At 51.4% G+C, this 22,155-nt stretch carries 21 protein-coding genes; 14 read left to right on the top strand and 7 right to left on the bottom strand.

Annotated features, from left to right (window positions below; translation table 11 throughout):
* Positions 1-37: 37 nt before the first annotated feature.
* The 3 genes from purC to dapA all read right to left on the bottom strand — a co-directional run bounded on the left by purC (position 38) and on the right by dapA (position 2,802).
* Positions 38-751 (bottom strand): phosphoribosylaminoimidazolesuccinocarboxamide synthase, encoded by a 714-nt coding sequence (gene purC, locus EB241_RS01815; protein ID WP_124231508.1) that lies wholly within the window; start codon positions 749-751, stop codon positions 38-40.
* Positions 752-873: 122 nt separating this feature from the next.
* Positions 874-1,908, bottom strand: coding sequence for an outer membrane protein assembly factor BamC (gene bamC, locus EB241_RS01820; protein ID WP_124231509.1), 1,035 nt, complete (start codon positions 1,906-1,908; stop codon positions 874-876).
* Between the two features lie 15 nt (positions 1,909-1,923).
* Positions 1,924-2,802, bottom strand: coding sequence for a 4-hydroxy-tetrahydrodipicolinate synthase (gene dapA, locus EB241_RS01825; protein ID WP_124231510.1), 879 nt, complete (start codon positions 2,800-2,802; stop codon positions 1,924-1,926).
* A 157-nt stretch (positions 2,803-2,959) separates the two neighbouring features.
* Here dapA and EB241_RS01830 point away from each other — a divergent pair, with 157 nt between their 5' ends.
* Positions 2,960-3,553: a glycine cleavage system transcriptional repressor gene (locus EB241_RS01830; RefSeq protein ID WP_124231511.1), complete on the top strand. Its 594-nt coding sequence runs from the start codon at positions 2,960-2,962 to the stop codon at positions 3,551-3,553.
* Entirely contained in the window at positions 3,531-3,998 is a 468-nt protein-coding gene (gene bcp / locus EB241_RS01835) for a thioredoxin-dependent thiol peroxidase (protein ID WP_124231512.1), read from the top strand. Before EB241_RS01830 ends, bcp begins: the two co-directional genes overlap by 23 nt.
* Before the next feature lie 68 nt (positions 3,999-4,066).
* On the opposite strand, the gene EB241_RS01840 is transcribed toward bcp, so the two are convergent.
* A complete protein-coding gene (locus EB241_RS01840; RefSeq protein ID WP_124231513.1) occupies positions 4,067-5,668 on the bottom strand; it encodes a sensor domain-containing diguanylate cyclase in 1,602 nt (533 codons plus the stop codon).
* A gap of 530 nt (positions 5,669-6,198) precedes the next feature.
* Here EB241_RS01840 and bepA point away from each other — a divergent pair.
* Both bepA and arsC read left to right on the top strand, forming a co-directional pair.
* Positions 6,199-7,668, top strand: coding sequence for a beta-barrel assembly-enhancing protease (bepA, locus tag EB241_RS01845; RefSeq protein WP_124231514.1), 1,470 nt, complete (start codon positions 6,199-6,201; stop codon positions 7,666-7,668).
* 14 nt (positions 7,669-7,682) lie between these two features.
* Positions 7,683-8,036, top strand: a complete 354-nt coding sequence (gene arsC / locus EB241_RS01850; RefSeq protein ID WP_124231515.1) for an arsenate reductase (glutaredoxin) — start codon at positions 7,683-7,685, stop codon at positions 8,034-8,036.
* A 22-nt stretch (positions 8,037-8,058) separates the two neighbouring features.
* On the opposite strand, the gene hda is transcribed toward arsC, so the two are convergent.
* Positions 8,059-8,766, bottom strand: a complete 708-nt coding sequence (hda, locus tag EB241_RS01855) for a DnaA inactivator Hda (RefSeq protein WP_124231670.1) — start codon at positions 8,764-8,766, stop codon at positions 8,059-8,061.
* 200 nt (positions 8,767-8,966) lie between these two features.
* Between hda and EB241_RS01860 the strand changes: the two genes are divergently transcribed.
* Positions 8,967-9,995: a DUF4062 domain-containing protein gene (locus EB241_RS01860; protein WP_124231516.1), complete on the top strand. Its 1,029-nt coding sequence runs from the start codon at positions 8,967-8,969 to the stop codon at positions 9,993-9,995.
* A 180-nt stretch (positions 9,996-10,175) separates the two neighbouring features.
* Here EB241_RS01860 and uraA read toward each other — a convergent pair whose 3' ends face one another.
* On the bottom strand, positions 10,176-11,459 hold the full coding sequence (gene uraA / locus EB241_RS01865; RefSeq protein WP_124231517.1) for a uracil permease: 1,284 nt from the start codon (positions 11,457-11,459) through the stop codon (positions 10,176-10,178).
* A 229-nt stretch (positions 11,460-11,688) separates the two neighbouring features.
* A complete protein-coding gene (gene upp, locus EB241_RS01870) occupies positions 11,689-12,315 on the bottom strand; it encodes a uracil phosphoribosyltransferase (RefSeq protein ID WP_124231518.1) in 627 nt (208 codons plus the stop codon).
* Between the two features lie 243 nt (positions 12,316-12,558).
* Between upp and purM the strand changes: the two genes are divergently transcribed.
* From purM to EB241_RS01910, 9 genes are all read left to right on the top strand, one after another.
* Positions 12,559-13,599 (top strand): phosphoribosylformylglycinamidine cyclo-ligase, encoded by a 1,041-nt coding sequence (gene purM / locus EB241_RS01875; protein ID WP_124231671.1) that lies wholly within the window; start codon positions 12,559-12,561, stop codon positions 13,597-13,599.
* Positions 13,596-14,234 carry a phosphoribosylglycinamide formyltransferase gene (gene purN / locus EB241_RS01880; RefSeq protein WP_124231519.1) on the top strand — a complete coding sequence of 213 codons (639 nt, stop codon included), beginning with the start codon at positions 13,596-13,598 and terminating at the stop codon, positions 14,232-14,234. The genes purM and purN overlap by 4 nt, the downstream gene beginning before the upstream one ends.
* 384 nt (positions 14,235-14,618) lie before the next feature.
* Positions 14,619-16,679 carry a polyphosphate kinase 1 gene (gene ppk1, locus EB241_RS01885; protein WP_124231520.1) on the top strand — a complete coding sequence of 687 codons (2,061 nt, stop codon included), beginning with the start codon at positions 14,619-14,621 and terminating at the stop codon, positions 16,677-16,679.
* 6 nt (positions 16,680-16,685) lie between these two features.
* The gene (gene ppx / locus EB241_RS01890) at positions 16,686-18,218 is read left to right on the top strand and encodes an exopolyphosphatase (protein WP_124231521.1); all 1,533 of its coding nucleotides are present in this window, start codon (positions 16,686-16,688) and stop codon (positions 18,216-18,218) included.
* On the top strand, positions 18,215-18,820 hold the full coding sequence (gene tehB / locus EB241_RS01895) for a tellurite resistance methyltransferase TehB (RefSeq protein WP_124231522.1): 606 nt from the start codon (positions 18,215-18,217) through the stop codon (positions 18,818-18,820). The genes ppx and tehB overlap by 4 nt, the downstream gene beginning before the upstream one ends.
* A 51-nt stretch (positions 18,821-18,871) precedes the next feature.
* Positions 18,872-19,003 (top strand): hypothetical protein, encoded by a 132-nt coding sequence (locus tag EB241_RS21725; RefSeq protein WP_267431835.1) that lies wholly within the window; start codon positions 18,872-18,874, stop codon positions 19,001-19,003.
* 113 nt (positions 19,004-19,116) lie between these two features.
* Positions 19,117-19,284 (top strand): YfgG family protein, encoded by a 168-nt coding sequence (locus EB241_RS21250; protein ID WP_124231523.1) that lies wholly within the window; start codon positions 19,117-19,119, stop codon positions 19,282-19,284.
* Between the two features lie 112 nt (positions 19,285-19,396).
* Positions 19,397-20,833 (top strand): magnesium transporter, encoded by a 1,437-nt coding sequence (gene mgtE / locus EB241_RS01905; RefSeq protein WP_124231524.1) that lies wholly within the window; start codon positions 19,397-19,399, stop codon positions 20,831-20,833.
* A 215-nt stretch (positions 20,834-21,048) separates the two neighbouring features.
* Positions 21,049-22,125: a hypothetical protein gene (locus EB241_RS01910; protein ID WP_124231525.1), complete on the top strand. Its 1,077-nt coding sequence runs from the start codon at positions 21,049-21,051 to the stop codon at positions 22,123-22,125.
* The last annotated feature ends 30 nt before the right edge of the window (positions 22,126-22,155 follow it).

Genomic DNA, 22,155 nt, shown 5'->3' on the forward strand with positions numbered 1-22,155 from the left:
CGCTGCGCTGATGGCAGCAAAACGTTTGATAAAAAAATCAGTCCAGCTTTACGCCGAGGCGGTTAGCCACTTCTTCATAGGCTTCGATCAGGCCACCCAGACTCTGGCGATAGCGATCTTTGTCCATTTTGTTCAGGGTTTCCGTGTCCCAGAGACGCGCACCATCCGGTGAGAATTCATCGCCCAGTACCACTTCGCCCTTAAACAGACCAAACTCAAGCTTGAAATCTACCAGGATCAGGCCTGCGTCCAGGAAGAGTTTGCCTAGCACATCGTTCGCCTGGTATGTCAGCTCGCGCATACGGGCAAGATTCTCTTTGCTCACCCAACCAAAAGTTTCGCAGTAGGATTCATTAACCATCGGATCGTGCCTGGCATCGTCCTTCAGGAACAGGTCAAACAGTGGGGGGGTCAGGATCATGCCCTCTTCCACTCCAAGACGCTTCACCAGCGATCCTGCCGCACGGTTACGTATCACGCACTCAACCGGAACCATCTCCAGTTTTTTTACCAGCGCTTCATTATCAGAGAGCAGCGCTTCCATCTGGGTTGGTATACCGGCTTCCTGCAATTTGCTCATAATAAAATAATTGAACTTATTGTTAATCATTCCCTTACGATCAAATTGTTCGATACGCTCACCGTCAAGTGCTGATGTATCGTTGCGAAATTCGAGTACCAACAGATCCGGGTTTTCGGTGCTGTAAACGGTTTTCGCTTTGCCGCGATACAACTCAGCTTGCTTTTGCATCTTGTTAACTCCACATGAACTGAAAATAGTAGCGAGGCTATTGTACTTTCTGCGACGAAAAAACCGAAGCAATCGTTTACGTTGCAGAAGGCAAAAAGGCCGGAAGATTCCGGCCCGGGTTGTTATTTGCTGAATGCCGCCTCGAATACTGCCACCAGCGCGTCATTCTGCGACTGGGTAAGGGTATGTCCTTTAGGATCGAGGAACTGCAAACTACTGCGGTTATCCAGATCGCCGACCTGGATCTTGTAATCACCCTCAGCCAACTGCGGATCTTTCGCGCCCAGTTTGTCCCAGCCGTCGCTGTCCGGTGCTTTATAGGTTACGCTGAGACTTCCCTGAGAACGATTTTTATCGCTCACTTTCATGCCAACCCGTTCCAGCGCCGCAGGCAGACGTTCCCACACGGTGTTAAACGACGCACGTACAATCAGATTAGGTAATCCGGTGTCATCCGCTCCGCTCTGCACATCAATTTGCGCTGCGCTGCGATGAGCCGCCGCATTCTCACGGGTGATTTCCATCTTATCGAGACCGCTACTCAGTTCATTCAGCATCTGGGCAGTATAACGCTGCAGCTGTACCGGTGAGCTTACCGCTTTTCCTTCCTGCTGCAGTTCAAGCAGTCTGACATTCAGCGCCTGCTGATAGCCCTGCTGCTGGACACTGACCTGATAGCGACCACGATACTGATGATCTTCATCGGCACGATTCCACTGCACCCAGTCCGTGGTCAGCGTCTTACTGGCATCAGTACGGCTCGCTATCGGATAATTGCGTGCCTGAATCACATCCACCACCTGTGGCCATAAAGCACCGTTACGATCGTTTTCCAGCAACAGCACCCCGTTATTACCAGCAAACTGCGTGCGGGTACCATTCATCAGTGCCAGAGCCTGAGCCGGTGGACGAATATCGAGCTGCTTGCCAACCTGACCTTTCGTGCTGACAGAAGGTATATCAAAATCCCCGTTCTGCAATGGCAACGCCATTCCTGTCGGCGCACGCAATTCGCTGACATCAGCAGCCTGCAAATAGGATTCATCGCCGCTGACCTGACGTTTGTAACGCTGATCGCTCGAACAGGCGGCCAGCATCATCACCAGCGATAAACCAACCACTTTCGCAACGGTGGACTTTTGTACTGAATAAGCCATTAACTCTCCCTAAATTTACAACAGGCCTGCGCTTTGCAGAGCCTGTTCAACAACCGGGCGACCGGCATCAGTCATCGGCGTCATCGGCAGACGCTGCGTGTCGGTTGCAATTAATCCTAATTTCTTTGCCGCCCATTTTACCGGCACAGGATTAGGTTCAATAAACAGCTTTTGATGCAAAGGCATCAGGCGCTGATTAAGACGGCGAGCTTCGGCAAAATTACCCTGCTGCGCCAACTCACAAACCTGCACCATTTCTCGTGCAGCAATGTTTGCCGTAACGGAGATGACGCCCCGGCCGCCCAATTGCATGAAGTCCAGTGCAGTTGCATCATCGCCACTGACCAGAATGAAGTCATCATCAACCAGCTCTTGGATCTGGCTGACCCGCGATAAGTTCCCTGTAGCTTCCTTGATTCCGATAATATTTTTGATTTTTGCCAAACGGCCTACCGTCTCAGGCAGCATGTCGCAACCGGTACGGGACGGAACGTTGTACAGCATTTGCGGCAGGTCGGTGCTTTCAGCAATCGCTTTGAAGTGCTGATAAAGTCCTTCCTGCGTTGGACGGTTGTAATAAGGGGTGACGGTGAGGCAACCTACCACGCCGCTTTTTTCAAAACGCCGGGTCAGGCAAATACCTTCCGATGTCGCGTTGGCACCGGTGCCGGCGATGACCGGAATACGGCCATCGGCCAGCTCCAGCGTCATCATTACCACGTCACCATGCTCATCATGGCTCAAGGTGGCAGATTCTCCGGTGGTCCCCACAGAGACGATTGCCGATGTTCCGCTGGCAACATGATAATCAATCAGTTTTTTTAAACTCGCACGGCAGACATACCCTTTGTCATCCATCGGCGTGATCAGTGCAACAATACTTCCCGTGAACATTAGCCATACCCTCCACAAACAAGAGCTTCATGGTAAGGTTTACAGCTATTGAAAAGCAAGCGGACAAGCCGCACCGCCCCTTGGCAGCGGATATTTTTTATGTTTACCTTAGCGTTATCACAATTGCTAATCATTACGACGGACAGGACGTATTATTTTGCTGCAATCAGAGCAACATCATCTGGTTATTACCGCGCTTGGCGTCGATCGCTCAGGTATTGTGAATACCATCACTCGCCATGTCAGCAGCTGCGGTTGCAATATCGAAGACAGTCGTCTCGCCATTCTGGGTGATGAGTTCACCTTTATTATGCTGCTTTCCGGTAGCTGGAACGCCATAACGCTTATTGAGTCCACGCTACCGCTGAAAGGGGCTGAGCTGGAGCTACTGATCGTCATGAAACGCACCGCTTTTCGTGAACGTTCTCCACTGCCTGCTACCGTGTGGGTTCAGGTGGAAGTGGCAGACTCGGTGCATATCATTGAGCGTTTTACCGATCTGTTTGATTCGCACCAGATGAATATTGCTGAACTTGTTTCACGCACGCAACCGGCACAAGAAAATCAGCCACCATTGCTCTATATTCAGATCAGAGCAAACAGTCCTGCCAGCCAGGAATCCTCAATTATTGAGCTGGCATTTAACCGCCTCTGTACAGAATTAAAAGCACAGGGCAGTATTAGCGTCGTTCAGTATCCACCGCATGATGACAAAATGGAGAGTAGTGATGAATCCACTGAAAGCCGGTGATTTAGCACCGAAATTTAGTTTGCCCGATCAGGACGGCGAACAGATAAATTTAACCGACTTCCAGGGACAGCGCGTTCTGGTCTATTTTTACCCGAAAGCGATGACGCCGGGCTGTACCGTGCAGGCCTGTGGGCTTCGTGACAGCATGGATGAGCTGAAAACAGCGGGCGTTGAAGTCCTTGGGATCAGCACCGATAAACCAGAGAAGCTCTCACGGTTTGTTGAAAAAGAGCTGCTCAACTTCACCCTGCTCTCAGATGAAGATCATCAGGTTTGCGAGCAGTTCGGCATCTGGGGCGAAAAAACCTTTATGGGAAAAACCTATGACGGGATCCACCGCATCAGTTTCCTGGTTGGCACCGATGGCGTAATCGAAAAAGTGTTCGACGATTTCAAAACCAGTAACCATCACGATATTGTGATGGATTATCTCAAATCTGCCTGACAGGCCAGCAAAACATTCACCGGGGCAGGCGGATGCCCCGGTGAAAGTCAGGCCTGACTTTCGCTGGCTTAACGACTTTCCAGCTCCAGCATGATGGCAGCACACCGTGGACTGGTAATCACACGATTGCGCCCGGCATGTTTCGCCTCATAGAGCGCATCATCAGCCAGTTTGAACACCCGCTCCATGGGCGTTTCATCCGCAGACCAGAACGCCACTCCGATGGAGATGGAAATATGCCCAACCGCGGGCAACTCCTCCTGCTCCACGGTCAAACGGACACGTTCGGCGATGCCCACCGCGATTTCACGTTCCGCGCCGGGCAGGATCATCAGGAATTCCTCACCGCCATTACGGCTGACCACATCCGTTTGACGGGAGCTGTTTTCCAGTTGCAACGCCACACGCTGGATAACCTGATCTCCGACATTGTGTCCCCAGGTATCATTGACGCGTTTAAAATGATCGATATCCAGCGCCAGCACGGCAAAAGGCTGGCGAGTGGCATGAAAGTATTCCAGCACCGCATTCAGCCCACGACGGTTTAACAAACCGGTCAGCGGATCGGTTTGTACTTCAAACTTGAGACGGCCAATTTTATCCTGCAACAGACCTATTCCCGCCAGCATCGCGCGTTTGATCTGCGAAGATTCGTAATACCATGAACGGATACCGTTAATCTCCTTCGAGACGCCCTGAGCGTCCATCTGACTCGCCTTTCGCGCCAGTTGCCACAGAGGCAGAGCAATTAACCTTGCCAGTATCCACGCAATAATCAGGGTCAACAGCGCGAAAGGTATGGAATGCTGCAACACCTTCATCAGCAAACTGGTCAGCGGTGCCAGCGTAGTATGCATCGGCTTCAGTGCGACAATTGTCCAGCCAGAGGTGGGCACCACGGCATAGCCGGCCAGCATCGGTTCACCATTGTTACCCTGGAGCCGCAAAAAGCCGTTACGGCTATTCTTTTTCAGTTCATCATCGATCATCAACGGAATTTTCTGCCCAACCAGGTTGATATTCTGGTGGTACAGCACGCGGTTATCCTTGTCGACGACAAACAGCGAAGAGCCATCACGGTAAAACTGCTCTCCCAGTAATTCATTAAGAATACTTTTCTTTTTCAGATAGATGGTGCCACCAACAAAACCAAGATATGTACCCGCTGGTGACCAAACCGGACTGGAAATGAAAACAATCAGGTTGTTGGCAGCGGAAATACCCGGTTTACCGATCAACGGTTTTCGTTCAGCCAGTGCCTGCGTGGAGGTGGAGGTGGTCAGGTGCACCCCTTTCAGCATCAGTGATTCCGGGGAAATAGCCTTTACCCAGCCATTGGCGTCTGCAATCACCACCGAGTTAAAGCTGTTGGTTTGCTGCCGCAACCGTTCAACTTCATTCTGCATCACGTCATCGCTGTCCATACTCTTACCCAGGTTCTGGGCACTCCAGGCAAGCTGTGACTGTGCCATCTCAAAAAACATTTCCGTTGTTGACGCCAGTTTAGTGGCATAAACCCGGTTGGACTCAAGTGTGTTATTGATTAATACATCGCGCTGAACCCGCCAGGTGGCGTAAAGCGAATTTGCCAGCGTTATCACAATGCTGGCAACGGCCAGTAATGTGATCAGAGTGCGCAAATCCGTTTTTGGACGAATAAGCCTCAGCATGGACTTACCATAGTGGAATATTTCATTTGTAGCGCCTTATTTTGCTGTGCGCGTCGGTGTTAAGTAGGTGTTATGCCCTGGTGAAGCACAGGCCAATTGTACACCTCTGCAAGGTTATCGGAAGCCACGAGAGCTAATAATTATCAGAATTAATTGACAACAGCAGATCGCTCTTTCAAAGGATAAGATCCTTAACTCTTTTCTTTCACAGTAGCTGATGTTCACGCCCCCTCTGGGCTGTAAAGACCGATGCTATCCCTGGCAGGTAACCATCAGGCAACGCCTTTGTGATAGCAACAATGTCCCACAGTAACGTTACATGTAAGGATGTGGTCGGCCATGCCTGATGCGAGGGGGGAAAGTCCATAAATTTTTTTAATTCAGGGATTGACCTGAATCGCATACTGCAACATTTAATCCCGCCGCTGGCGGTTTCCATATGCTACCTACGTGGGTAAAATATTTAGCGTCCGCCTTATGGCCAGACAACCATTTCAGCCAGTAGAGCAGTAAACGAGGACATCATCAGAATGGGATTCAGCACTGTTAACCGAGTGAAAAGATATGCGCTGGCTTCACTGATCGCCACGCTGATAACCGCCTCAGTGCCTGCTTTTGCCGATGTCAGCGATAACCTTCCCGATATTGGCACCACCGCTGGCAACACGCTTTCCATCGGCCAGGAAATGCAGATGGGCGACTTTTATGTCCGCCAGCTGCGCGCCAGTGCCCCGCTGATTAGCGATCCTCTGTTGAATACCTACATCAACCAGTTAGGGGAGCGTCTGGTAGCCCATGCCTGGTCAGTGAAAACCCCTTTTCACTTTTTTCTGATCGCTAATGATGAAATTAACGCCTTCGCTTTTTTTGGCGGCAATGTAGTTCTGCACTCTGTCCTGTTCCGCTACACCGATAACGAAAGCCAGCTGGCGTCGGTGCTGGCACATGAAATTTCCCACGTAACCCAACGCCATCTGGCAAGGGCAATGGAAGCTCAGCAGCGCAATGCGCCACTGACATGGGTAGGCGCACTGGGTTCTGTCCTGCTGGCAATGGCCAGTCCCCAGGCCGGGATGGCCGCATTAAGCGGCACCCTGGCCGGGACGCAGCAGGGCGTCATCAGTTTTACCCAGCAAAACGAGCAGGAGGCAGACCGCATTGGTATCCAGGTGCTGCAACGTGCCGGATTCGATCCGCAGGCGATGCCAGATTTTCTGCAAAAGCTGTCCGATAAGTCACGTTTTGCCTCTAAGCCGCCGGAGATGTTGCTGACCCATCCATTGCCAGACAGCCGCCTGTCTGATGCCCGCAACCGCGCCAACCAAATGAAACCGGTAGTGGTACAGTCCTCGCAGGATTACTACATGGCAAAAGTGCGTATTCTCGGCATGTATTCCACCGGCCAGAACCAGTTAACTGATGATTTACTCGACAGTCTGAGCAAAGGAAATACCCGCGAACAGTCGGCGGCACACTATGGTAAGGCCGTGCAGTTTTTACAGGCAAAAAGTTACGACGACGCCAGCAAGATTATTGCACCGCTGCTGGCTAAACAGCCCGCAAACGTCTGGTATCTCGATATCATGACCGACATTTATATTGGTTTGAAACAGCCGCAGCGGGCAGTTACCATGCTGCTGGCGGCCAGGAGCGTCAGCGACAATCCGGTGGTACAACTTAATCTGGCGAATGCCCTGATTAAAGCGGCCCAGCCAGATCATGCCAGTAAGATCCTTTACCGCTACACCTGGGCGCACAAGGAGGATCCCAACGGCTGGGATCTGCTGGCGCAGGCCTCTGCCGATCAGGGGCTTACCGATGAGGAGCAGGCGGCACGCGCCGAGAGTCTGGCGCTGAATGGCCGCCTTGATCAGGCCATCCGTAGCCTGAGCAGCGCCAGCGCCGCGGTGCCGCTGGGTAGCCTCAAACAGGCCCGTTATGATGCACGTATTGACCAGCTACGCCAGTTACAGCAGCGCTTTCGCGCTTATCAGAAATAGTGAAAAGGATGCGTATGTCAGAGGTACAGATTTACCATAACCCACGCTGTTCCAAAAGTCGTGAAACGCTGGCACTGTTGCAGGCACGCGGTATCAGTCCTCAGGTCGTGCTCTATCTGCAAACGCCTCCCGATCCCGCCACCCTGCACTCGTTGCTGAGCAGACTGGGATTCAGTTCAGCACGACAGCTAATGCGCACCAAAGAAGTACTGTATCAGCAGCTTGGTCTGGCAGATGAAACCCTGAGCGAAGCGCAATTGTGTCAGGCAATGGCAGCACATCCAAAACTTATCGAGCGTCCGCTGGTCCTCGCCAACGGTAAAGCGCGTCTGGGACGGCCACCAGAGAATGTGCTGGACATCATTTAACGTGCCGACGAAAGCCGCCCTGTCACAGTTCCAACGTCTCTTTCACAAAAGGAATGGTCAGCTTGCGCTGGGCGCTGATCGAGGCACGATCCAGCCTGTCCAGCGTGATAAACAGCGTGCGCATTTCCCGGTCAAGGCGTTTCAGTAAAAAGCGTCCGACGTCTTCAGGCAGCTCAAAACCTCTTAATCTGGCCCGCAGTTGTAGCGCCTGCAATTTGTCATCATCAGACAACGGCTGCAGGCGATAAATCTGCCCCCAATCCAGGCGGGAAGCAAGATCCGGCAATTTCAGATTCAGTTGACGCGGGGGACGGTCACCGGTGATCAGCAGACGTGTTCTGCCGGTTTCCAGAATACGGTTGTAAAGATCGAACAGCGCCATTTCCCAGCGTTCATCGCCGGCGATGCATTCGATATTATCGATGCAAATCAGCGCCAGTTGCTCCATGCCATCCAGCACTTCCGGCACAAACCAGGTGCGCTTGTCGAGTGGTACATAGCCGACCGCTTCACCACGGGCAGACAGTTCGGCGCAGGCCGCATGTAGGAGATGGCTGCGCCCGCCTCCCTCACGTGACCAGAAATAAAGGTAGCTGCCGTGCTCCTGGTGCAGGGCACTTTGCAATGCCGCTATCAGCGACGGATTTTCACCCGGCCAGAAGCTGGCAAAGGTTTCGTCATCAGGCAGATACAATGGCAATGACAGCTGTGCCGGTGTGTTCAGAAGCACCTCAGTGTTGGTCGGCAAAATGCGGCCTCAGTTTATCACATCTTTATGAGGAGCTTAAAACAACCTTTCTGCTGCTGCTTGCAGACAGGGTAGAAACGCTATATGTTTTAAATATTGCATTGTCATTTCACTTAATTTATCAGCACCTCTGCTGATACATTGTCTGTATTATTTTTATGAGAAATAAGGAAGCACCTGCAATGGATAAAAAATATCAGATATTTATCAGTTCAACCTATGAAGATCTTAAATCGGAAAGAGACCAGGTCATTAAGGCAATACTTGAACTCGGCCATATCCCGGTTGGGATGGAGATGTTCAGCGCTGGCGATGAACAACAGTGGGAACTGATAAAAAGGCAAATTGAACAAAGTGATTATTACATACTTATTATTGCCCACCGCTATGGCAGTGAAACACCGGAAAATATAAGTTACACCGAAAAGGAGTATGATTTTGCGAAAAAATCAGGCATCCCAACACTAAGTTTTATTATAAAAGAAGATGCATTATGGCCTGCGACCAGTATTGATAAATCAGCAAAGAAAAAGAAACTGGACAAGTTCAAAACCAAAGCTATGGATAAACTGGTGCAATTCTGGCATAACAAGGATGACCTTTATGCCAAAGTTTCCGTTTCACTGGTAAAGACCATCAATTTAAAGCCGCGTCAGGGATGGGTTCGTTCATCAGAAGCGGTCAGTGCTGATGTGACCAAAGAGCTTTCCCGTCTCAGTAATGAGAACGCCCTGCTTCGGAACGAACTGGAAGGGATGAGAAGAATCGCATCAGAACATTCAGATGCTGTTGCAGATGTGGTGAAAATAATGAATTCGAACAAAAGAAAAATAAAAGTCAGGTCAACTGCAAAATGGGAAGACGGTGAAATCTTCCAAACGACATTATTAATAATATTCCTGAGCATTGCGCCAAATCTAATCAATGAAAATGCGTCAGGTGAAATATCAAAAAAAATTGCCTTTAGCTACTACGGAACAGGTTATTATAAAAACTGGCCGGTAGCGAGCAATATCATTACGGCATTAATTGCGGACTGGGTGGCGTTAGATATTGTTGAACCCTCTAAAAAGAAGCACTCTGTCAATGACGATAATGAATACTGGACATTGACCGAAGTGGGAAAACAGGTTTTAAAACGGGCACACCGAATACGCCTTGAAGAAGGTATGATCCGCGACAATGAAACAGACAAAGCGTCAACATCATAGTTTGTATTGATAAACTTTCTTTACAACACAATACGGTAAAAATCCGCTTTCAGTAAACGGCACCAGGGCAGTGAAACCCGGTAAAAAGTCAGCGCCAGCCCTGGGTTCCCAGGGGCACCGCGGGTAAAGCACGTGGGTTGTCAGTCAGCGACAACAGGGCAGCAACCGCTGCCCGTCGGTTCAGGACTGATGACGATGCTCAGGCTCCAGCACCACTTCTTCCCTGCGCATCCGTCCAATAAGGTGGAAAATCAGGCTAAGAACCACGCCCACAATAGTTGCCAGCGCCATGCCTTTCACCTCGGCAGCACCGATATGTATCGTCGCGCCACTCACACCAATAATCAGGATCACCGACGTGAGGATCAGGTTCTGTGCCCGGTTGTAGTCCACTTTGGATTCAATCAGCACGCGAATACCGGATGCACCAATCACACCATACAGCAACAGCGACACGCCCCCCATCACCGGCACGGGAACCGCCTGAATGGCTGCGGCCAACTTACCTACGCAGGAAAGCAGGATCGCCAGAATGGCAGCACCACCGATCACCCAGCTACTGTACACGCGGGTGATGGCCATCACCCCGATATTCTCACCGTAGGTGGTGTTCGGCGTGGAACCGAAGAAACCAGAGATCACCGTGGAAATACCGTTCGCAAACATGGAGCGATGCAGCCCTGGATCTTTCAGCAGGTCTTTTTTGACAATATTTGCCGTCACCACCAGGTGGCCGACATGTTCCGCGATCACCACCAGCGCGGCTGGCAGGATAGTCAGCATCGCATACCATTCGAAACGGGGTGTATAGAACGTCGGCAAGGCGAACCACGGCGCGGCTTCCACCCCCGACCAGTTCACCATGCCCATAAACCAGGCCAGTGTGTACCCCACCAGCACACCAATCAGCACAGGAATGATGGCGAGGAAGCCGCGAAACAGCACTGAGCCAAACACCGTTACCGCCAGTGTCACCAGTGAGATCAGGATGGTTTTACCGTCAGCAGCCGCACCGGCAGCAGGTAACAATCCGGCCATATTTGCCGCCACACCCGCCAGCTCCAGACCAATCACCGCCACGATGGCACCCATCGCCGCCGGTGGAAACATCACGTCCAGCCAGCCGGTTCCCGCTTTTTTGACAATCAGCGCCACCAGGCAAAACAGTACGCCGCAGAGAATGAATCCGCCCAACGCCACTTCATAACCCAGCGGCAATAGCAGCAGAACCGGAGAAATAAAGGCAAAGCTCGACCCCAGGTAAGCCGGAATTTTTCCTTTACAGATAAACAGATAAAGCAAGGTGCCGATGCCGTTGAACAGCAGCACGGTGGCCGGATTAATGTGGAACAGGATGGGAACCAGCACCGTTGCACCAAACATGGCGAATAAATGCTGGAGGCTGAGTGGAATGGTTTGCAGCAGCGGTGGCCGCTCACTGACGCCAATAGCGCGACGTGTCATCGTATTTATCCTTTGGTTTTTGCCGAAAAAAAGCCGACTCTCAGGTCGGCTTCAATATCAAAAAATGAAAACGCGTGTATTGCGTGACAGAGGATACCTCGCTGTAGGCCAGCGGTTGACATAGCCGTCACCGCACTGTAAAAACCGCCTGCACAATGTCCATGAGGATGAGTCGCAGAACCCATCCAACTGACGTTTAACAGGGCAGTGACACAGGGTCGGCTCATCATTACTTAGTACCAAAGATCTTATCGCCCGCATCACCGAGCCCCGGGATAATGTAACCTTTATCATTCAGTCCGCGATCCACTGAGGCAGTGTACAGCTCAACGTCAGGGTGGGCTTTTTCCAGCGCAGCGATCCCTTCGGGCGCGGCGACCAGCACCAGTAATTTAATACTGCTGCAACCCGCTTTTTTCAGAAGATCGATGGTGGCAATCATCGAACCACCGGTCGCCAGCATTGGATCAACCACCAGCGCCATACGTTCCTCTATATTGGAAACCAGCTTCTGGAAGTAGGGCACCGGTTCCAGCGTCTCTTCATCACGGTAGACACCGACCACGCTTATCCGTGCGCTGGGGACATTTTCCAGTACCCCTTCCATCATGCCAAGACCAGCGCGCAGGATGGGCACTACGGTGATCTTTTTACCTTTGATCTGTTCAATTTCAACCGGGCCGTTCCAGCCCTCAATGGTGACAGTTTCCGTCGCCAGATCGGCAGTGGCTTCATAGGTCAGCAAACTTCCCACTTCTGAAGCAAGTTCACGAAAGCGTTTGGTGCTCACATCATGCTCGCGCATCAGGCCAAGTTTATGTTTGACCAGCGGGTGTTTAACTTCCACGATCTTCATTGTTGTTCTCCCGAAGTGTTAAGCTGCAAAAAAATCGCGCGATTATAGCCTTTTTTGGCTACTCAGCCCTACCAAATAATCCAGCTTTCGATCAATCTTTCATCCTGTAATATGAATTCGTTAAATTTCGCCACGCGCATTGATGCTGAAGAAGCCACTCGCAAACGTTTGCCTGCACTGTTAGAATTGTCGCGCTTCAATTTTCCATACCACCACAACCGCAAATCGCGTGGGGATTTCGCAGTGACCGACAAAACCTCTCTCAGCTATAAAGACGCCGGCGTTGACATCGATGCAGGTAACGCTTTAGTCGATCGTATCAAAGGCGTAGTGAAAAAAACCCGCCGTCCCGAAGTCATGGGCGGACTGGGCGGCTTCGGTGCCCTTTGTGCCCTGCCACAGAAATACCGTGAACCGGTTCTGGTTTCCGGTACGGATGGCGTCGGTACCAAGCTGCGTCTGGCGATGGATCTGAAGCGCCACGATACCATCGGTATCGATCTGGTCGCGATGTGCGTGAACGATCTGGTGGTTCAGGGTGCCGAACCGCTGTTCTTCCTCGATTACTATGCCACCGGCAAACTGGATGTGGACACGGCGGCCAGCGTGATCACCGGCATCGCGGAAGGCTGCACCCAGTCAGGTTGCGCGTTGGTAGGGGGTGAAACCGCTGAAATGCCGGGCATGTACCACGGGGAAGATTACGATGTGGCGGGTTTCTGTGTCGGTGTGGTGGAAAAGTCAGACATTATTGACGGCAGTAAAGTGCAGGACGGCGACGTGCTGATCGCGCTGGGTTCAAGCGGTCCACACTCTAATGGCTACTCGCTGGTGCGTAAAATCCTTGAGGTTAGCAATACCGATCCAGAAGCGGTAATGCTGGAGGGTAAACCTCTTGCTGACCATCTGCTGGCACCGACCCGTATCTATGTGAAAAATATCCTCAGCCTGATTGAACAGGTGGATGTTCATGCGATTGCACATCTGACCGGGGGTGGCTTCTGGGAAAATATTCCACGGGTATTGCCGGAGCAGACTCAGGCGGTGCTGGACGAATCGAGCTGGCAGTGGCCTGCGGTGTTCAGCTGGATGCAGGAAGCAGGCAACGTCAGCCGTTTTGAAATGTACCGTACCTTTAACTGCGGCGTAGGGATGGTGATTGCCCTGAGTGCCTCCGATGCTGACAAAGCCGTACAACTGATGCAGGATGCCGGTGAAAAAGCATGGAAAATCGGCGTCATCAACGCCTCTGACTCCGCTGAACGTGTGGTCATCAATCCATGAAACGCCTGGTTGTACTGATATCCGGTGACGGAAGCAATCTTCAGGCAATTCTGGATGCCTGCCAGCAGCAGCGGATCCACGGCAGCGTCGCTGCCGTGATCAGTAATCAGTCATCGGCTTTTGGTCTGGAGCGCGCGCGGGCCGCAGGGGTGCCCGCACTGTCACTGTCAGCGACCGAATTCACCGACCGTCAGGCCTTTGATCGCCAACTGATGCTGGAGATTGACGCCTTTTCACCCGATCTGGTGGTGCTGGCAGGCTATATGCGCATTCTCGGCCCGGCTTTTGTTGCACATTATGCAGGCCGGATGCTGAATATCCACCCTTCCCTGCTGCCGAAATATCCCGGTCTGCATACCCACCGTCAGGCGCTGGCTAATGGCGATAAGGAGCACGGCACCTCCGTACATTTTGTCACTGAAAAGCTGGACGGCGGCCCGGTAATCCTTCAGGCAAAAGTACCGGTTTTTGAGGGTGACACGGAAGAGGATATCAGGGCACGCGTGCAGCATCAGGAACATGCCATTTACCCACTGGTAGTGAGCTGGTTTATGAACGGTCGCCTGGCGATGCAGAATGAAACCGCCTGGCTGGATGGCCGACAACTACCGCCTGAAGGGCATGCGCTGGATTGATACAATTCATCCCGCAACCCGACGCGCCCGCCTCAGGCAAGCAGTGGTGAATTCGGCCTGTCAAAAAATGTTTTCCCTCATCATCAGCCCTCTCTGCTTTACCTGTGCCATCATAAGGATCGGCACGATGGAAAAATCCACGATCTGCCGCCGAGCCTGGCGGCATAAATCTGCCCGCGTCATCATCACGATGCTTTTCCGTGGCCCGTGGTGACAGAAATGGCCGGTGAGAAGGTCATTAACACCACCTTGTGGTGCAAAGTGTTGACAGTAAGTTATTAATAAGGCCATCAATAACGCCCGTGGACATGGCTGCCATACTCTCGCCATAATGCTACGTAACGATGGCCGGCTTCAGGCAGGTTCTGCTTAAACGGAGTAAAAATGGGTCAGGAAAAACTGTATATCGAAAAAGAGATGAGCTGGTTAGCGTTCAACGAACGTGTATTACAGGAAGCGGCAGACAAGGCCAACCCGCTGATCGAGCGTATGCGATTTCTGGGCATCTATTCCAATAATCTTGAAGAGTTTTATAAAGTCCGTTTTGCGGATCTGAAACGCCGCATCCTGATTGGTGAAGAACAGGGTTCGCCTAACACGCCACGCCATCTGCTCAAAAAGATCCAGGCCAGAGTACTGAAAGCGGATCAGGAATTTGACGGTCTTTATAACGATCTGCTGCTGGAAATGGCGCGCAATCAGATCTTCCTGATCAACGAGCGTCAGCTGTCATCCAACCAGCAAAGCTGGCTGCGTCATCATTTTAAGCATCACCTGCGTCAGCATATCACCCCGATTCTTATCAATCATGACACCGACCTGATTGAATTTCTGAAGGATGATTACACCTATCTGGCGGTGGAGATCATCCGTGGCGAAGCGATCCGCTATGCGTTGCTGGAGATCCCCTCCGATAAAGTTCCGCGTTTTGTGAACCTGCCGCCGGAAACACCACGCCGCCGCAAGCCAATGATTTTACTTGATAACATTCTGCGTTATTGCCTGGGCGATATTTTCCGTGGCTTCTTTGATTACGATGCGCTGAACGCCTATTCGATGAAAATGACCCGTGACGCCGAGTACGATTTGGTGACAGAAATGGAATCCAGCCTGCTGGAACTGATGTCGTCCAGTCTGAAACAGCGCCTGACGGCAGAACCGGTGCGCTTTGTCTATCAGCGTGATATGCCAAATGCGATGGTGTCGATGCTCAGTGAGAAGCTGAATATTTCCAACTATGACTCCATTGTGCCGGGGGGACGTTACCATAATTTTAAAGACTTCATCAGCTTCCCTAACGTTGGCAAGGCCAATCTGGTCAACAGGCCACTGCCACAGCTGCGGCATATCTGGTTTGATCGCTTTCGCAATGGCTTCGATGCCATCCGCAATCGTGATGTGCTGCTCTACTACCCGTATTACACCTTTGAACATGTGCTGGAGCTGCTGCGTCAGGCATCGTTCGACCCGGCAGTGCTGGCGATCAAAATTAACATCTACCGCGTGGCCAAAAACTCCCGCATCATTGATGCGATGATCCATGCCGCCTACAATGGCAAAAAAGTGACCGTAGTCGTCGAGCTACAGGCCCGCTTCGATGAAGAAGCCAATATCCACTGGGCGAAACGACTCACGGAAGCCGGGGTGCACGTTATTTTTTCGGCACCGGGCCTGAAAATTCACGCCAAGCTGTTTTTGGTTTCACGCCGTGAAAATGATGACATCGTTCGCTATGCCCATATTGGTACCGGTAATTTCAATGAAAAAACCGCCCGGATCTATACCGACTATTCTCTGCTGACCGCCGATGCGCGGATCACCAATGAGGTGCGTCGCGTCTTTAACTTTATTGAAAATCCTTACCGTCCGGTGAGCTTTGAGCATCTGATGGTCTCGCCGCAGAATTCACGTCAGATGCTGTATCAGCTTATTGATACGGAAATCGCCAATGCACAGAATGGCATTACGGCGGGCATCACTTTGAAAGTGAACAATCTGGTGGATAAAGGGCTGATTGACCGGCTCTATACCGCTTCCAGCGTCGGTGTGAAGGTGAATCTGTTGATCCGCGGCATGTGCTCGCTAATCCCCGACCTGGAAGGGATCAGTGACAATATTCGCGTTATCAGTATTGTTGACCGTTATCTGGAACATGACCGTGTCTATATTTTCGACAACGGCGGCGATAAAAAAGTGTTCCTTTCCTCCGCCGACTGGATGACCCGCAATATTGATTACCGGATAGAAGTGGCGGTGTCGATCCTTGATCCCATTCTGAAACAACGCGTACTGGATATCATTGGCATTCTGTTCAGTGATACCCTGAAAGCACGCTTCGTGGATAAAGAGCTTAGCAATCGTTATGTACCCCGCGGCAACCGCCGCAAGGTGCGGGCACAGCTGGCTATTTATGACTACATCAAATCTCTGGAACAACCTGACTAACTCACTATGCCAATATCCCATAAAAAAATGCCTAAACCGCAGGAATTTGCCGCGATCGATTTAGGCTCGAACAGTTTTCACATGGTGATTGCCCGCGTGGTCGATGGAGCCATGCAGGTACTCGGCAGGTTAAAACAGCGTGTACATCTGGCTGACGGGCTGGATCACAACAATATTCTGAGCGAGGCAGCCATCCAGCGCGGCCTTGGCTGTCTGGCGCTGTTTGCCGAACGTTTACAGGGATTCAGCCCGGCTAATGTCACTATTGTTGGCACGCACACGCTACGTCAGGCGGTGAATGCAGAGGAGTTTCTGCAACGTGCGTCAGAGGTTATTCCCTACCCGATTGAAGTTATTTCAGGTCATGAAGAAGCACGACTGATTTTTATGGGCGTGGAACATACCCAGCCGGAAAAAGGCCGCAAGCTGGTCATTGATATCGGTGGTGGATCCACAGAAATGGTGATTGGCGAAGATTTTGAGCCCTGTCTGGTGGAAAGCCGCCGGATGGGCTGTGTCAGCTTCGCTAACCTTTATTTTCCCGACGGCACCATCAGCAAAGAAAATTTTCGACGTGCGCGCCTGGCTGCCAGACAAAAGCTCGAAACCCTGGCATGGCAGTATCGTCTGATGGGCTGGCAGTATGCCCTGGGTGCCTCCGGCACCATTAAAGCCGCCTGTGAAGTGCTTCAGGCAATGGGTGAAAAAGAAAAGTTAATCACCCCGGAACGCCTGAACAGGCTTTACGATGAGACCATCCGCTACAAATCCTTTAATGCGCTGAGCCTGCCGGGATTGTCCGATGAGCGTAAAGCGGTATTTGTCCCCGGCCTGGCGATCCTCTGCGGCGTGTTTGATGCGTTGGCAATTCGTGAACTGCGTCTGTCCGATGGCGCTCTGCGTGAAGGCGTGCTGTATGAAATGGAAGGACGCTTCCGCCATCAGGATATCCGCAGCAGGACGGCGCAAAGCCTTGCCAATCATTACGCTATCGACAGCGATCAGGCGCGGCGCGTGCTGGAAACCACTGAACAACTCTATGAACAGTGGCGTTCGCAGAATCCAAAGCAGGCCAATCCTCAACTCTCAGCGTTGTTGAAATGGGCAGCCATGCTGCATGAAGTTGGCTTGACGATTAACCACAGTGGCCTGCAACGTCATTCATCCTATATCCTGCAAAACACCAATCTGCCGGGCTTCAATCAGGAGCAACAAACCCTGCTGGCAACGCTGGTGCGCTTTCATCGTAAAGCGGTGAAGGTGGACGATATGCCCCGCCTGACACTGTTTAAAAAGAAACAATTTCTGCCGCTGGTGTTTCTGCTGCGTCTGGGATCGCTGCTTAACAACCAGCGGCAGGCAACCTCCACACCCTCTTCATTAAAGCTGGAAACCGACGATGGTCACTGGACACTGACCTTCCCCCATGATTATTTCAGTCAGAATAACCTGGTACAGCTCGATCTGGAGCGTGAGCAAAGTTACTGGAAAGAGGTGACCGGCTGGCAGCTCATTATTCGGGAAGAACCCAACGAATGAGTATAAAGGCAGACGATTACTACACAAAAAAATATCAGCTAACCGCAACGCATTCTGAGGTCGTGGAAGCCGTTTCGCGTATGGTCCCCGGACGGGCACTGGATCTGGGATGCGGAAATGGCCGAAATTCCCTGTATCTTAATCTGAAAGGGTTTGACGTCACCGCCTGGGACTGCAACCAGGCAAGCCTGGCGCGCCTTAATCACATCATCGCAGAGGAAAAGCTTGATAGCATTATCACTGCGGAAAAGGATCTGAATACCTTTCGCTTTAACGGCGCATATGAACTGGTTCTTTCCACGGTGGTGATGATGTTCCTGCAACCGGCCACCCTACCCCAGCTGATTGCCGACATGCAGGCCTGCACGGTAAGAGGGGGCTACAATCTGATTGTCGCCGCGATGGATACACCCGACTGCCCCTGTCATACAGGCTTCCCCTTTACCTTCAGCTCAGGCGAACTGAGCGGCTACTACCGCAACTGGCATATCCTGAAATATAACGAAGATATCGGCCAGCTTCACCGCACGGATGAGCACGGCAAACGTATTTCCCTTCGCTTTGCTACCCTTCTGGCGCAGAAAACGCTGATTAAGGCGTAGCCTTTGTCCCGTTCACCGGTACGCCCGGCTTAACAACGTCAGGTGACCATTGTGGAGAAAATTTTTACCGAAGGTATTCACGGTTGGGTAATCCCGGATGCTGATTTGATACAAATCAAGCCTGCACGTTTTTTTCGGTCTCAATACCTGCCGTTTAGCCATTATCAGGTGGCGGCAACATAGTCTGTACCTGTCACGGTGGCAACGACAAAGGGCCTGACATTGACCGATCGATTAAGCTGTGCCTAAATAAAACGGTCGCCTCAGGGCTAATTCCAGGATCAACTGCGTGAATCATGCCATTCAGAAAACATAAAAAAACCAGCCGAATGACCCGGATTATACTGCTGGTGAGCTTTATCATTTTGGTCGGGCGACTGATTTATGTTATTCCTGGTGCTATTGGGCATCACCAACAGAAAAAACAGGATGTCAATGCGCCAGTAACCACCCCCAAAAAGTAAGCTTTACCGTCAGCATCTCCCATCGGGTTGCCTGAGTAATGCCACTCTTTTGCTTTTATCTTATTTCAGTTTTTACTCCAGCGGCCGCCTTTGCAGGCACAAGGGAATTTTTATGTCCGTCGTTCAGTCTCATGTACAGCAACTCGCCGAAATTCGTAATCGCATCCTTAATCTGCTGCTCAATGACGATCATCTGGTCGATATCCTGCTCAGGCACCCCAGACAAGAGAGCGAGGAAGAAGCCAAAGCACATGAGGAACAGATTGGGGAAATTAAAAGCTATATTTCCCTGCTTCATGCGGCTGACCTTGCGGATCTGTTGGAAGCCTTACCCAGTGATGAACGTCTGGCGCTGTGGCAACTGATCGGCACCAGACGGCGTGGGATGGTGCTGGTTGAGGCCTCAGAGAGCGTCTGGGAAAGCCTCACTGAGGAGATGAGCGACCGCGATTTGCTCCGCGCTATCGAACCACTTGATATTGATGATCAGGTCTATCTTGCCAGATATCTGCCACGCGATTTAACCGGCCGCCTGCTGACATCGCTGGAACCGGGACAACGTTCCCGCGTGCTTGAAGTCATGGATATTGACCGCGATCGGGTGGGTCGCATTATGGACTTCAAGCTCATCACCATGCCTGCCGATATCTCGCTGGCCACGGTTCAACGCTATCTGCGCCGTAAAAAAGCGATTCCCGACGGCACCGATAAGCTGTTCATTACCGATGAAAATAACAGCTTGCTCGGCGAGCTGTCGCTGACCGATATTCTGCTCAACCAGCCGGAGATGATGGTGGCAGAGGTCATGAACGACATGCCAGCAACATTCCGCATTGATGATAAGGCGGAGAATGCCGCTGGCGCTTTTGAGCGCTATAACCTGATCTCTGCGGCGGTTATTGACGCAAAAGGCAAACTGATGGGCCGCGTCACCATTGAAGATGTTATCGATCTTGTCAATCAGGAGAACGACAGCAACATCCGTAAAATGGGCGGAGTGAATCCTGATGAAGATGTGTTTGCTCCGGTCACAAAAGCGGTAAAAAACCGCTGGGCGTGGCTGGCAATTAACCTGTGTACTGCTTTTACGGCGTCGAGGGTAATTGGTTTGTTCGAGGACACCATCTCACAGCTGGTGGCACTGGCCACCCTGATGCCGATTGTCGCCGGTATCGGCGGCAATACCGGAAATCAGACCATTACCATGATTGTGCGGGCGTTGGCGCTGCATCAGGTTGAATCCAGCAACTTTACCTTCCTGATCATGCGTGAAATTGGCGTGGCGCTGATCAACGGCCTTTGCTGGGGGGGAATGATGGGCGGCGTCACCTGGGCGATGTACGGTAATCCGTTAATGGGAGGGGTAATGATGCTGGCGATGATCCTCAACCTGCTGTTAGCCGCTCTGATGGGCGTGCTGATCCCGTTAATTATGATAAAACTTAAACGCGATCCTGCACTTGGCTCAAGCGTTCTGATCACCGCCATCACCGATACGGGCGGTTTCTTTATTTTCCTTGGGCTGGCAACGCTTTTTCTGTTGCACTGAAGAAGGGGAAAAGAGCGCTATCGGCTGAATCAGTTCAGCCCCTGGCGACGTTATTCGCGGGCGAAATCAGTATGCCAATGGCATTACAAATGCAACCAGACAGAATTGAGTCCGTGAAACATTAAAAAAACTGTCCGGCACACATCAACTGTTTGCAATTCCGGCCAGGCAATGCATTAATAAATCTTTAACTTTTTCTATTTGCAGGTGCCAGAATGCGTGAAGAATTCAGCGAAGATACGAAAGAAAGATTAAAAAATCGCGCGGGCAATGCCTGTTCCTTTCCTGGTTGCCATATTCCGACGTCCGGCCCTTCTCTGGAGTCCGCAATTCAGACCGCCAACACCGGCGTTGCCGCCCATATCTGTTCGGCATCACAGGGACCAGGGGCACGCAGGCGTCTGGATATTTCAAAATTCGACAGGCGTTTACTGTCTGACTACCGCAACGGCATCTGGATGTGCCAGCTACACGCCAAGATGATTGACACGGATGAAGTGCGCTATACGGTAGAAATGCTTAATCACTGGCGGGAACTGGCTGAACTTCGCGCACATTTAAAGCAGGCAACCAACAGCCAATATCCTCTGCCTCTCCATTTACGACAAGGAAACGAAATCCCCCTCGCAAAGATCATTCGCTCCACCACTGAAAACAGCCACAGTGCGTTGGCAACCATCTCGTCTGCGGTTGAGGACAGCTGCATTTACGATGTATGGGGTAAAGCGTTGGGCATGGCGGTCAGAGACCTGGCTTGTGAGCTGCTGAAAAATGCGTTTGAGCATGGCAACGCAACGAAGTTTGAAATTGATATCGGGCTGGATCGTGTCCGCATTAAAAGTGACGACAGTCCTTTCAGTTTCAGTCAGCTACTCAGCCACTCTCAGGGACGTGGGGGACAGGTGGCAGCAGCCGGCCTGGCAGAGGTAGACCACCAGTTGATTACCTCATACCGCCGGGTGGATGGCAGTAATGTTCTGGAAATCACCTTCATTACTTCTCAGGAGCAGGTACTTAAAAGTAACCACTGTTCGGTGAGTTTTGATGATTTCAGCCGGGGTTTTTCCCGTGACAATGAGCTACCGGATATCTACATCAGTTGTGAAACCATCTATATTGTCATTCCCCAAGGAACCACTTTTATTCCCAGCATTGCCTTTGGTGTGGTAAGGCAGTTGCAGCAGCTGGAGATGACCGGGAAAAAATTTATTTTTATTGGCTCAGGGATTTCAGACAGTGTTGTAGCAATACTGAAAAATGCATTCCCAGACATTCAGGTAAAACAGGTCTGAACATCACCTTGCTCCGTTGTGCACTTTAAA

This window comes from Erwinia psidii, from assembly GCF_003846135.1.
GTDB classification, from domain to species: domain Bacteria; phylum Pseudomonadota; class Gammaproteobacteria; order Enterobacterales; family Enterobacteriaceae; genus Erwinia; species Erwinia psidii.